The organism is [Clostridium] symbiosum (assembly GCA_036419695.1).
In the GTDB taxonomy this organism is placed as follows: Bacteria; Bacillota; Clostridia; order Lachnospirales; family Lachnospiraceae; genus Otoolea; species Otoolea symbiosa_A.
In genome coordinates, this window is record CP143946.1 from 2,232,613 (window position 1) to 2,245,201 (window position 12,589).

Sequence of the window (12,589 nt, forward strand, 5' to 3'; positions counted from 1 at the left end):
GTACGGAGTATGGCGTAGCTTGGTAGCGCGCTCGGCTGGGGGCCGAGAGGTCGCAGGTTCAAATCCTGTTACTCCGACTGACTGAAAAACGCCGGGAATCTTTCTAACGGTGGTGAAAAGTTCGCGTGAGGTGCTTTTTATCACTTGAGAAGATTTCCGGCCTTTCTTTTTATATCAGGAGAACAAAAGCATTATGAAAATTTATCTGGATGAGACATCATCACTGCCTAAATACCAGCAGATAACAGAGCAGCTCTACGCAATGATACGAAGCGGCGAGCTGAAAGCGGGGGAGAAACTGCCCCCTGAACGTGAACTTGGAAAAGAAAACCAGATAGCCAGAGGGACGGTACAGATGGCATATCAGGAGCTGATCCGCCAGGGAGCCGCTTATGCCGTCCGGGGAAGCGGGACGTATATCTCCGACGTGGGAGGCATCCTGAAAGAGGAAATTCTGACCAGGGAGATTAATCATATTTTCGAGCGCGCGGAGCAGATGGGACTGCAGACCCGTCAGGTGGTGGATATCTTCCGAAGGCAGATGGCCCGCCATATGGCCGGGGACGTCAAACTGATGACGGCCTGGGTGGACTGCTGCCCGGAGGCGCTCCAGCTTGCCAAGAACGAGTATAAGAATGTGGAAAATAACAGCATCCAGCAGTTCCTTTTAGAGAATGTCCTGAAGGAGCCCCAGCTTCTGAGAGATAATTTCGATCTGATTGTAACGACGACCCACCACTATGAGACACTGATCCAGGCGTTTCCCGATCTTGTCAATAAGCTGGAGGTAATAACGGTTGTTACGAGCAGCGAGACTCTGATAGAGCTGGCTCAGATTTCTCCCGAGATAAGGGTGGTCGCATGGACGATCAGCAACCGGTTTATGGAAAATCTTCTGTGGCAGATCCGGGATTTGGAGAATATCCACATCGTAAAGACCTTTGTATCGGATAAGGAGAGGGATGAGATTGAAGAGAGCTTAAAAGACGCGGATCTGCTGCTGACGACAAAAGAGTACCGGAACCTGGGTGAGCCGTTTATGATCAACCTGATTAAAAAATACAAGGACCGTGGAGGAAGAGTTCTGGACTTCGAATATGTTTTTGACCCCGGCTCTATTCTCCATCTCCAGACCCGCATCTGTGAGAAAATAGCGGAAAAAGAGAAGAATATGCTTTAGAGCGTGTTTCAGCGGGATAAAACAGAATAAAATGCAATCATAAAAAAGTAACAAAAAAGGCGCCTGTTCACTGAGAGCAGGCGTTTTTTTTGCGTAAAAAAATAATCAGACAAAGTTTGGAAAACTGGTGATATTAGGGACATGTTGCGAATATAATTATATTGGTATAGTCCAAAGGAAAAAGAAAAAAACTAAAATTTTAAACAAAAATTGGAAAATATCTTGACAAAAGGTCTGCATATGATTAAAATAAGAGCCATAAGTTAAAGGGACGCTAAAAACTGTCTTAAAAACTGGTTTTTAAATTGAGAATTGGAATAGTCCAATATCAAAAGGAGGAGGAAGTAAATGAAACTCACAAATTACGAACAGGATGTGCTTAATGGGAAATATGGGGAAGGCGCATCCATGGCAATGGAGATTCAGGTTGCGATTGGAGAAACATTTGACGCGCCGAGGATGGTACCGGTAACAAGAACTCATGTGGCTCTGAGCGCACAGGATGCAGACCTCTGGTTCGCGGAGAAGCTGCTTTCAAAAGGGGCGAAATGTAAGATTCCGCCGACCATCAACCCGAGCATCTGTATCAAGTACCTGAATGAACATCTGCACGAGGTTCCCGAAGAGGGAAAGAACATCGTGTTCGCCACCAACGAAGCTTACCGCAAACTGGGCGCCCAGCTTACCTTTGACTGCACACCTTATCTGCAGCAGAATGTTCCGGCCTATGGGGAGGTCATTGCATTCTCTGAGTCGAGTGCAACGCCTTATGTCAATTCGGTAATTGGTGCCAGAACCAACAGGGAAGGAGCCAACAGCGCCCTCTGTGCCGCTATCACCGGCGTAGTTCCGGAGTACGGGCTTCTCTTTGATGAGAACAGAAAAGCTGAAATACTGGTGGATGTCCAGGCCGACGTTAAAACCGATTTTGATTACCAGATTTTAGGCTGGTGTTATCCGGAGAAATATAAAGGACTAGAAGTTCCCGTGTTCAAGGGAATTAAAGAAAGGCCAACGCCGGAAGGATTTATGAATTTCGGGGCACAGCTCAATACATCGGGCTGCGTATCCATGTACCATATAGCAGGAATTACCCCGGAGGCACCGACCGTGGAAGCCGCCGTCGGAAATAAGAAGATTAAACGGGAAATCGTTATTACTGACAAGGATTTGCAGGATACGAGAGAGAGGCTCTGCAACGAGCCCGGAAAGATCGATTTTGCCATGTTCGGATGTCCGCATATCACAATCCGTCAGGTTGGCATTATTGCAAAAATCTGTGAAGGAAGAAAATTCAAAGTGGATACCTGGCTGCTGACCAGCTCGCTGACAAGAGAACTGGCTGACAGGATGGGATACTTAAGCATCATCCAGAGGGCCGGAGGCCACATTGTAGCCGATACCTGTATTGATGTACCGCCGTGCTGGAAACCGTATTACGGTTCTGTAGGAGTGACGGATTCCCCGAAATGTGCATATTACAACGAAATCCGTGGAATCAAATTCTTAATCCGCCCGATTGAAGAAGCGGTAGAGGCGGCAATTTCAGGAAAGGTGGTTAAATAAATGGAACGTACATATCACTGCGCAAAGATTGCGAAAGGAACAGCCAAAGCTGAGGCGCTGGTATCCAAAGATGCCGTGTGCTTTTATCTTGTAGTACCGGAGACGGGGGAGCTCATTGAACGCAACCATGATATCAACGGAAAAAACGTGGCGGGAAAAATTCTTATCATGCCATCCGGGAAAGGCAGCTCTGTAGTCCAGGCCGACGGGCTCTATAAACTTTTGATGAAAGGAAAACATCCATCCGGTCTGATTGTGGAGACGGCGGATACGGTGCTTGTAACAGCGGCCGTGGCGATGGAAATTCCGATGGTTCATAAGGTAGACCCGGAATTCTTTAAGGAAATCAAGGACGGAATGATCGTATCAATGGATGCTACAAATGGAATTATTACCGTAAACGATTGATTCACAGCCAGAGTGAAAATCCAGAAGGAGGATATGTATGAAACGAAGAATAAAGGCAGCAGCGGCAATCCTGACAGCAGTCAGCCTAGTAACAGGTCTTACGGCTTGTGGCTCATCAAGCAGCTCTTCCGGCACACCGGCGGCTCAGGCCGACACAAAGAGTGATACATCGTCTCAAAATCAGCCGGCCGGAGATTCCGGATACACGGGGGAATCCTATCAGATCAGTATCGGACATATCTGTTCTGAGAGCCACTCCCTTCACAAATGCTGTCTGGCTTTTAAGGAGGAAGTGGAATCCAGGTCGGGCGGTAAGATTACCGTGGAGATTCATCCCAACAGTGAGCTTGGCGGTGATGAGGCGATGCTCGAATCCGTAGCGCTGGGAACACTTACCATGGTAGTTCCGTCGGCCAACCTGCTGAGTGCCTATGTGGATGGATTCCAGGTTCTGGGAATGCCATACCTCTTCGAAAATCCGCAGCAGGCATTTGACGCAATGGATGGAGATTTAGGAACCATTCTGAACAAGAAGCTGGAGGACAATAACGTAGGTCTTATAAATCTTGGTTATAACTTTAACGGCATCAGAAATATGACCAATAACAAACGGCCAATCAAGACTCCTGATGATTTGAAGGGACTCAAAATGCGCTGTATGAGCAACCAGGTATACATAAAGATGTTTGAAGCGCTCGGCGCAAATGCAACCCCGATGAGCTGGAGTGAACTTTTCACGGCAATGCAGCAGGGAACCGTAGACGGGGAGGAAAACCCGGCATCCCTGATTTATGAATCAAAATTCCAGGAGGTGCAGAAATATATCAGCACAACAGAGCACATCTATGATTTCTGCGGAATCGTTATCAACAGAGATTTCTATGAGGGAATGGATGAGCAGGCAAGGAAGATTCTGGATGACGCAGTACAGACAAAACTGATCGACGAACAGCGTTCCATGGAATTAGACAACAATGGAGAATATCTGAAAAAACTGCAGGAAGAGGGAATGGAGCTTACGGAACTCACACCGGAAGAGCGTAAGGTATTTGCGGAGAAGGTTACTCCGATGTATGAAAACTGGGAGACTACCTATGGCCAGGATATTGTGGATGCGGTGGAGAAATACAGAGCCGAATAACAGAGCCTGACGGCAATTGTGAAAGGAAGAACAGTGATGAAGAAAATCATAAACTTTTATAATCAGCTGGAAGCGCATCTTCTGGTGTGCAGCCTGATTTTTACCGTGATTCTCGTCTTCTTCCAGGTAATTCTGAGATATGTGTTCGGATCCTCACTTTCCTGGTCGGAAGAACTGGCAAGATACATTTTTATCTGGCAAATCTGGCTCGGCACCAGCGTGGCCCAGAGGGATAATTCCCATGTCCGCATTGAGGTTCTGGGCGGCACAGGTGAGGGCAGACGTAAAGACATAATCCGCATCATTTCTGATGTGATTTGGCTGGCGTTTTGTCTGCTGCTTGTAAAATATGGATTTGAACTGGTAGTTTCCATCCAGAAACGCGGCCTCATTTCGGCCGCGATGAGGATGCCGATGTACCTTGTATATTTGAGTCTCCCTGTCAGCCAGCTGGCGGTGTCAATCAGAATTATCGGAGAATTATGGCAGAAAATCCGCGGACTTAAAAATGATGGAGGAGAGATTAGGGAAGGAGGCGAAGGAGCTTGAATATAGCCGTACTGTTTGGTTCATTTATCCTGATGATGGCTTTGTCTGTGCCGGTCGGTTATGCCATAGGCATTGCAACCTTTATCACATTGACCTGCTTTTCTAACATCCCGGTGGCTCTGATTACACAGAACGCCATTACCGGCTGTGATTCATTCCCGCTTATGGCGATCCCGTTCTTTATGCTGGCCGGAAACCTGATGAGCAGCGGAGGTATCGCGAAAAGAATCGTAGATTTTGCCGATACACTTTTGGGATGGATTCAGGGTGGACTTTGCATCGTTACAACGATTGCCTGTATGTTCTTTGCGGCCATTTCCGGTTCCGCGATGGCAACCACATCGGCAATCGGCGGATTCATGATACCTGAAATGGAAAAACGCGGTTACAGCCGGCCGTTCAGCGCCGCGCTGGCAGCCTCGGCCGGAACGATAGGCGTCATCATTCCGCCCAGTATCCCCTTTGTCATCTACGCCGTAGTCGTAGGGGAATCCATCAGCGACCTGTTTATGGCAGGCATCGTACCCGGCATATTAATGGGCGTGGTCCTGATTATCGTATCCGTTTTCCGTACGGGCGGAGAAAATGTAAGCAGGGGAGAAAAACCAACCATAAAAAAGGTTTGGGTATCGTTCAAGGGAGCCTTCTGGGCGCTGTTGACACCGGTCATCATCCTGGGCGGAATTTATTCCGGCATTTTCACCCCGACCGAGTCGGCGGTTGTGGCTGTTGTATACTGCTTTGTAGTCAGCGTATTTATCTACAGGGAAATAGATTTGAAGGGAGTCTACGACTCATTTTACCGGAGTATCAGCGTCAACGGAATGACGACATTTATGGTCGGATTATCAATGGCCTTTGCCGCATATCTGACAATGGAACGGATACCGCATAAGATTGCTGCAACCATGCTGAGCGTTACGGACAACAGGATTATCCTGCTTCTTTTAATCAACCTGTTCCTGCTGTTTATCGGATGCCTGATTGACAACATCCCGGCTACAATCATTCTTTCCCCGATTCTGCTGCCGGTAGTAACACAGATTGGCATGTCCCCGATTACGTTTGGTGTTATGCTCACAATGAACCTGGCAATCGGTTTCGTTACACCGCCTTACGGCATCAACCTGTTCGTGGCGGCCGGAATTTCGGGAGAGCCGATGACGCGGCTGATAAAGCCGATGCTGTTCTTTATCGGCGGCCTGTTGATTGCACTTGGCCTTACGACATTCTGTGAGCCGGTTACGCTGGGGCTTTTAGGGCTGTTGAAGTGATGAGATGAGGTGAGGCTGGAACAGCCGATGACAATGATGAATGGGGTTGTGTATGAGCAACTTGAAGAAATAGGACCATTCTAGTATAGATAATGAAAGAATGCCACATAAGAAATATCCTATAAAGTAACATTACAAACCATTTTGCCCTGGTGTCTGTATCTGCAGGCGCCGGGGCAAAATCAGAAAGGAGGTGGCAATATGCCTTTGCTGTTAGAGGAAGATTATAATATCCAACTTCCGGCTATGCACCGGGTACGGCAAAAGTTCGAACGCCCACAAGTTCAAGACCTGCAAGGAAAAATCCGTGAGGAGATGGCAAAAGACCAGGTGGCCGGAAAAATAAAAAAAGGCCAGCGGGTGGCCGTAGCGGTAGGAAGCCGCGGAATCAGGAATCTGGCCGCCATTGTACGCGGCGTCGTGGATGAAATAAAAAAATATGGGGGAGACCCCTTCATTGTATCTGCCATGGGAAGCCACGGAGGCGGAACGGAGGAAGGACAGAAAGAAATCCTGACCGGATACGGAATCACAGAGGAAGCCATGGGAGTTCCCGTTATCGCGCGTCTGGATGTGGTGGAGATAGGAACGCTGAAGAGCGGCACAAAAGTATATTTCGACAAGACGGCTTATGAAGCCGATCTGGTGGTGCCAATCAACAGGGTGAAAATCCATACGGACTTCGTAGCCGATATCCAGAGCGGACTCTGCAAGATGCTGGTGATTGGGCTTGGAAACCATATCGGCTGCACCTCGATCCATGAGGAGAGCTTCGACTATTTTGGAGAGGTGCTGAAGGAAGCAGCCTCCATGATTATGCAGTCCGTCAATGTCGGTTTCGGCGTAGCGGTACTGGAAAATGCATACGATGAAACGGCATGGATCGAGGCGGTTCCGTCGGAAAACATGATAGAGCGGGAAAAACAGCTTGTCAAAATGGCGGCTGGGAACATGCCGACCCTGATGATACCGGAGATCGATATATTGATCGTGGAGAAGATAGGAAAAGACATTTCCGGCTGTGGCTACGACCCCAATATTCTGGGAAAAAGCTATCTGTTGAAAGAATTTATTCTGGCTGTGCCGAAAATCGACAAGATGGTTCTTCTGGACCTTTCGGAGGAAACCCATGGCAACGGCGTGGGGCTTGGAATTTTCGACATCACAACGAAAAAAGTATTTGAACAACTTGACTATGAGTCCATCTATGCCAACGGGATTGCGGTAAAGGATTTGGACGACTGCAAGATCCCGGTGATTGCAAAAGATGAAGATGAAGCGGTTAAAATTGCAGTAAAGGTACTTCGCGGAGCCGATAAAAAGCGTCTTAAGATCGTCAGGATTGAAAGCACGCTGAGGCTGGAGTATATAGAGGTTTCGGATGCGCTGCTTCCTTTGGTGGAGGCGGATGAGAGGCTGGAACTCGTTTGAGGTTGAAAGGGTTACTACTTATAATTTGATAAAATATTGCATGGCAGGCCTTCTGAGAATGTGGTTGGGGAAGGTCTGCTTCTTTATGTGGGGATTTAGTTGAGATGCGAGGACGCCTCTGTAAGATGGCGGACGGGGTAGTGGGGTGGATGGATGAGTCTTCAGTCCCCTGCGGGAAGTTGTGGCGAGGGGGAATCCAGGAGAAAAGATTCCTACGGGGACCCGCTTCCGCTTGTGGAGCGCACAGCGGATGCTAGGCTCGAAAGAACCTCGCCAAGCACCGGCGGGTTCCAATGTCCCCTTCGGAATTTTTTCTCCTTCCTTCCCCCGGGCAGGTTGTCGACGGGACTGAAGACTCAGGGAAGGTTGTTGCCCTGAACTGTCCCCTTTGTCAAGGACACTTTATGAAGTGGGGCGCCCAATTTTTAGACATCCTCTCTTCAGTGCAACCTTGATTATGGACACCAAAACAGAAGGCCTCCACTCGGTTGGACAATCGGCTCAAAAGGTATCCCGATTCTTAGACACACTCTCTCCCATGCCATGGTATTCTATTGGTTTGGGTGATTCTCTGTGCGGGAGGGGCCCGCACTGGCACCAAGTTCCTCCGGTTTCCGGGCAATCGCCGGAAGTGCCGGTACGTTTGAAATATCCAGTGGATATTCACCGGTGGTGATAAAATCGTAAAACTCATTTGGGGCAAGCTTTGCAAGTTGCCATTGATAACGCCGGTTATTGTAATACTCCATATAGTCATCAATGAGGGACTGTACTTCGCGAAAGGTCCCGCATTGGGCCAGTTTCGCCCGGATGTGATCTTTCATATGGCCAAAGAAACTTTCCTGTGGGGCATTGTCCCAGCAGTTTCCCCGGCGTGACATGGATTGGCGCAGCTTCTTGTCGGAAAGGATGCGGATGAATCGGTAGCTGGTATAATGGCAGCCCTGGTCACTGTGGAGAATGGTTTCCGCCTTAAGGGAAATCCCATGGTTTTTAACCAGCCGCTTCACCGTTTCAAGGACAAAATCCACTTCCAGGGATTCGCTCAGCACATACGAAAGGATCTGCCGGGTGAAGGCATCCAGGACCGTTGATAAATAAGCAGAGGTCCCGTTATAAGGCAGGTAAGTGATATCGGTTAACAGGACCATCCTGGGACCATAGCAGTCGAACTCCCGCTTTAGCAGGTTATCGGCGACATGGCTGGTTTTCAGGGCTCTTGCCATCCTTTTATAAGGGTTGGGGCCACGGTGTGGGCAGGAAAGCTGGAACTTATCCATCAGCCTCCGTATTTTTTTCAGGTTCATGACGGCCGGAGGGGTCATATGAAGCAGGGCCATATAGATGCCTTTGGCCCCTTTTGTATAACCATGGAGCCGGTAAGCCGCCAGGATCCGTTCAAAATCCGCACGGTCCTTCTGTTCCTGAAGCTCCCTGGCCGGGGCCGCCTTTAGCCAGGCATAGTAACCGCTCCTGGAAACACCGGCGGTGGAACAAAGTTCTTTCACCGAAAGGGCATTTGAGCTTTGCTGCAGGGTGTTACAGATGATTTCGAATACACAGGAAGAATCGTTCATAAGCCATGCCCCTACTTCCTTGTGGTCCGGATGGAGGAAATTTTTTTTAGAAAGGCAACTTCCTGTTTTAGGTAATCCACTTCGTGCCGGAGCTGTTTGAGTTCTTCTTTCTCCGATACCGGCATACCAGAGTCCGAAGAGGCGGGTTTGGCCCTGCTGAAAGGGACACTCCCTTCGTGGAAACCGCCATATTTGTTGTACTGCTCCCGGATATGGCCGGAAATGCCCCATACCCTCCGCTGACCGAGAATGGCGGGATCATAGCCGTATTTTGCCAGGATCTGCCGGGGAGGCGCCCCTGCCTGATACTCCGAATAAAAGAGCTCCTTGAATTCTTTGGTAAAAGCTAAGCGGGACTGGTCCACCCGGTAGGTGTAAGGGTTTTCACGCAGCATCAGAACCTGTTCAGCGGTAAAAAGATTTTTGATCATGGGATTCCTCCTGTTCTTGCTTAAGAATACCATAGGCGACCGAATGTGTCGAAGGGAAAGGGATGTTCTGGCCATAATCCCGGGCTGGATACGCCCCCAGTCCTTCCATAAGGTGTGTCCACGATATGGGAAACGGGGCGTGGGGGATGTCTAAAAGATGGGGCCCCCACTTCGTTTCGTGTCCACACTTATGGGTACATTATACCCCGTCCGCCGGCTTCAGGGCTGATTGTCTCTTTCGTCAAGTAAGGGGGGAGGTATTGTCGTGTCCACTATGTAGTCGTGAATCTTTTACTTTATGAAGGTATTTCGGGCTGGATTCAGAGAAAAATCCAAAGCGAAACTTAATGATGAATCAAAAAATTCAATAGTTATTTAAGGATAGGTCATGCGCTAAAGCTCTGATTCATCAATTGAATACCATACAGGGGGCATTCTCCTGGAATTCGAGGAAACGTAGTGGCAGCGACAATACCTCCCCCCTTTGAAGGAATAAGAACAATTCAGCGGCCGCAGGCCGGGGTTCGGGATGGCGAAAACCTTCGCGTCTTCAGTCCCGGTCCATAACCTTCCCGTGGGGAATCCGGGAGAAAAAGATTCCGCAGGGAACCTGGGAGTTCATCGGCACTTACCGAGGTATTTTCGAGGTTAGTGTCCGTTATGTACTCCAAAGAGCGCAAGCGTTTCCCGAAGGAACTTTTTCTGCCCGGATTCCCCACCCGCGACAACCTGCAAACCGGGACTGAAGACTCATCCCCTCCCCCTCACCATCCCGCCCCCCGACCGTCCCGGCGGCGTTCTCATTCCTCAATTAAATCCCTATTTTATGATGTAATTCTATATAAAAAATCGGCAAATGATAGGAATGGAAGAAATTACCAGTAAAGATTATGCCTAAATCATTAAAACATACTCCAATTAATGATAATATATTAAGAAGACTAAAATTTCACTTAAAAGGAGAATGCCGATGGAACTTCATATGATAACACCTGACTTGCAAATACAATACCGGGATTACCTGGAGCGGGATGAAAAGAGCAGTCATACAGTGGAAAAATATCAAAGAGACTTAAAGAAATTTATATTATATCTTGGCGGGCAAAGTGTGACGAAAGATCTCGTGATCGGTTTTAAAGAAAATCTGGTGAAAGCGTATGCGGTGAACAGCGTTAATTCAATTCTGGCATCACTCAACAGTTTCTTTCAGTTTACCGGCTGGCAGGAATTAAAAGTAAAGCAGCTCAAAAAACAGCATCAGGTTTATTGCCCGGAGGAAAAGGAACTGACCAGGAAAGAATACTTTGCACTTATTACATCTGCCGAGAAAGAGGGGAAAGAGAAAATAGGGCTGATTATACAGACGATAGGCAGCACTGGTATCAGAATCAGCGAATTGTCCAGTATTACCGTCCAGGCAGTGAAGAATGGGGTGGCCCAGGTGGACTGTAAAGGTAAAAACCGCCAGGTTCTTCTGCCGAGAAAACTGGTGATAAAATTATCGCATTATATAAGGAAAGAACACCTTCGCACCGGCCCTGTTTTTGTTACTAAAAGCGGCAACCCGCTTAACCGCAGCAACATCTGGAGAGAAATGAAAAGAGTCTGTCGCCTTGCAGGAGTGAATGCAAAAAAAGTATTCCCCCATAATCTGAGACACCTGTTCGCCACCTCATTTTACAAGATGGAAAAAGATATTGCAAAATTAGCCGATTTGTTGGGACATAGTAATATTAATACGACAAGAATTTATATTATTTCATCGGGGGTGGAACATAGAAAGCAGATTGAGAGGATGAATTTGTTATTATGATGATACAACATAATAGTGATTATGTTGTAAATACTTGTTTCATAAAACATCGGGTCAATAGAAAAGAAAAAATTTACGAAATTTATATTCTTTTTACATTTTTGACCTTCGACTATTATAGCAGTAAAGTTCTAAAAGTTCAATGTTTTAATGGGCAAACATGTCCTGTTTTGTATAAATTTGTCTGAACTTATGTCTTGGCGTGGTTATATGATAAGGCCTGGATTATAAAATCTAAAATATTGATAAAATTTTTCATTCTTCTTTTAGCAGAGAAATTCCATCTCTCTCATGGTAAAATTTTCCATATCAACCGTAAAAAATAAAAACCTATCTAACTGTTCAAAAAGATTCCAGTTATTTCTAGATTTCCTAACTTTAACACCCTATTTTTAATCAAAAGATTCAACTTCATAAATACAAAATACAACATAATCACTATTATGTTGTATTACGTTAGAACCTTAGTTGGAGATTACTCTATGATATCAGAATCAGGAATTATCGATGTACATTCGCACATCATACCGGGAGCGGACGATGGGTGCAGGTATATCGGAGAAACCTTGGAGATGCTGAAACTGGCATATAGTCAGGGAGTGAGGGGCGTGATTGCCACGCCGCACTATGTGCGCGGACATAACCGAATGGACGCGGATACCCTGAAGGAAAAAACGGGCAAGCTTCGGGAGAGTGTAGCGGCTGTTTTACCAGATATGAAAATCTACCAGGGACAGGAAATTTTATATTTTGACGGTGTTACCGAAAAACTGGCCTCGGGTGAAGTCCTGACGCTTCAGGGGACAAGATATGTCCTGGTCGAATTTATGCCGTCGGTTCCATATAATGAGCTTTTTCTGGCAGTACGGACTCTGCTGCTTGCCGGTTATTTTCCAATATTAGCTCATATTGAACGGTATCAATGCCTGAGAAAGGGCGGATATGTGGAGGAACTGATTCGCGCAGGCGCCTATATGCAGATGAATTACCGCTGCCTAAGCAGGGCAAAGGGCCTGGCGGAACGCGCCTGGTGCAGAAAAACGGTTTTAGAAGGAAATATCCATCTGCTTGGGTCCGATATGCACCGGCTCGATTACAGGCCACCGGAACTGGAAAAGACCCTGGCCTGGCTGAAAAAAAGAGGTGGCGAAGAGCTGACAAGGAAATTGACAGTGGAAAACGCTACAGCAATTTTAGCCGGAGACAGTTTGTAATAGAA

Annotated in this window: 11 protein-coding genes and 1 tRNA gene; 10 read left to right on the top strand and 2 right to left on the bottom strand. The window is 47.4% G+C overall.

From position 1 onward, the window contains the following. Nucleotides 1-3 precede the first annotated feature (3 nt). The 8 genes from V3C10_10245 to V3C10_10280 all read left to right on the top strand — a co-directional run bounded on the left by V3C10_10245 (nucleotide 4) and on the right by V3C10_10280 (nucleotide 7,549). Nucleotides 4-77, top strand: a tRNA-Pro gene (locus tag V3C10_10245). Nucleotides 78-193: 116 nt separating this feature from the next. Continuing rightward, nucleotides 194-1,180: a winged helix-turn-helix domain-containing protein gene (locus tag V3C10_10250; protein WVP64158.1), complete on the top strand. Its 987-nt coding sequence runs from the start codon at nucleotides 194-196 to the stop codon at nucleotides 1,178-1,180. 348 nt (nucleotides 1,181-1,528) lie between these two features. Continuing rightward, nucleotides 1,529-2,746 carry an aconitase X catalytic domain-containing protein gene (locus tag V3C10_10255; protein ID WVP64159.1) on the top strand — a complete coding sequence of 406 codons (1,218 nt, stop codon included), beginning with the start codon at nucleotides 1,529-1,531 and terminating at the stop codon, nucleotides 2,744-2,746. Next, complete coding sequence (locus tag V3C10_10260) at nucleotides 2,747-3,154, top strand: DUF126 domain-containing protein (protein ID WVP64160.1); 408 nt, start codon at nucleotides 2,747-2,749, stop codon at nucleotides 3,152-3,154. Nucleotides 3,155-3,191: 37 nt separating this feature from the next. Beyond that, the gene (locus V3C10_10265) at nucleotides 3,192-4,295 is read left to right on the top strand and encodes a TRAP transporter substrate-binding protein (GenBank protein WVP64161.1); all 1,104 of its coding nucleotides are present in this window, start codon (nucleotides 3,192-3,194) and stop codon (nucleotides 4,293-4,295) included. Nucleotides 4,296-4,331: 36 nt separating this feature from the next. Continuing rightward, nucleotides 4,332-4,844: a TRAP transporter small permease gene (locus V3C10_10270; protein ID WVP64162.1), complete on the top strand. Its 513-nt coding sequence runs from the start codon at nucleotides 4,332-4,334 to the stop codon at nucleotides 4,842-4,844. Then, entirely contained in the window at nucleotides 4,841-6,118 is a 1,278-nt protein-coding gene (locus tag V3C10_10275; GenBank protein ID WVP64163.1) for a TRAP transporter large permease, read from the top strand. Before V3C10_10270 ends, V3C10_10275 begins: the two co-directional genes overlap by 4 nt. A 201-nt stretch (nucleotides 6,119-6,319) precedes the next feature. After that, a complete protein-coding gene (locus tag V3C10_10280) occupies nucleotides 6,320-7,549 on the top strand; it encodes a lactate racemase domain-containing protein (GenBank protein ID WVP64164.1) in 1,230 nt (409 codons plus the stop codon). 551 nt (nucleotides 7,550-8,100) lie between these two features. On the opposite strand, the gene V3C10_10285 is transcribed toward V3C10_10280, so the two are convergent. Both V3C10_10285 and V3C10_10290 read right to left on the bottom strand, forming a co-directional pair. Then, on the bottom strand, nucleotides 8,101-9,126 hold the full coding sequence (locus V3C10_10285) for an IS3 family transposase (GenBank protein ID WVP64165.1): 1,026 nt from the start codon (nucleotides 9,124-9,126) through the stop codon (nucleotides 8,101-8,103). Nucleotides 9,127-9,137: 11 nt separating this feature from the next. Then, nucleotides 9,138-9,557, bottom strand: coding sequence for an HTH domain-containing protein (locus V3C10_10290; GenBank protein ID WVP64166.1), 420 nt, complete (start codon nucleotides 9,555-9,557; stop codon nucleotides 9,138-9,140). A 970-nt stretch (nucleotides 9,558-10,527) separates the two neighbouring features. On the opposite strand from V3C10_10290, the gene V3C10_10295 reads away from it, so the two are divergent. Both V3C10_10295 and V3C10_10300 read left to right on the top strand, forming a co-directional pair. Continuing rightward, entirely contained in the window at nucleotides 10,528-11,370 is an 843-nt protein-coding gene (locus V3C10_10295) for a tyrosine-type recombinase/integrase (GenBank protein WVP64167.1), read from the top strand. A gap of 482 nt (nucleotides 11,371-11,852) precedes the next feature. Continuing rightward, a complete protein-coding gene (locus V3C10_10300; protein ID WVP64168.1) occupies nucleotides 11,853-12,584 on the top strand; it encodes a CpsB/CapC family capsule biosynthesis tyrosine phosphatase in 732 nt (243 codons plus the stop codon). Nucleotides 12,585-12,589 lie beyond the last annotated feature (5 nt).

Bases quoted from the DNA above. Each gene is read 5' to 3' on its own strand.
- V3C10_10290 (WVP64166.1), bottom strand. From the start codon at position 9,557: ATGATCAAAAATCTTTTTACCGCTGAACAGGTTCTGATGCTGCGTGAA.
- V3C10_10250 (WVP64158.1), top strand. From the start codon at position 194: ATGAAAATTTATCTGGATGAGACATCATCACTGCCTAAATACCAGCAG.
- V3C10_10265 (WVP64161.1), top strand. From the start codon at position 3,192: ATGAAACGAAGAATAAAGGCAGCAGCGGCAATCCTGACAGCAGTCAGC.
- V3C10_10260 (WVP64160.1), top strand. From the start codon at position 2,747: ATGGAACGTACATATCACTGCGCAAAGATTGCGAAAGGAACAGCCAAA.
- V3C10_10280 (WVP64164.1), top strand. From the start codon at position 6,320: ATGCCTTTGCTGTTAGAGGAAGATTATAATATCCAACTTCCGGCTATG.
- V3C10_10295 (WVP64167.1), top strand. From the start codon at position 10,528: ATGGAACTTCATATGATAACACCTGACTTGCAAATACAATACCGGGAT.
- V3C10_10285 (WVP64165.1), bottom strand. From the start codon at position 9,126: ATGAACGATTCTTCCTGTGTATTCGAAATCATCTGTAACACCCTGCAG.
- V3C10_10255 (WVP64159.1), top strand. From the start codon at position 1,529: ATGAAACTCACAAATTACGAACAGGATGTGCTTAATGGGAAATATGGG.
- V3C10_10270 (WVP64162.1), top strand. From the start codon at position 4,332: ATGAAGAAAATCATAAACTTTTATAATCAGCTGGAAGCGCATCTTCTG.
- V3C10_10300 (WVP64168.1), top strand. From the start codon at position 11,853: ATGATATCAGAATCAGGAATTATCGATGTACATTCGCACATCATACCG.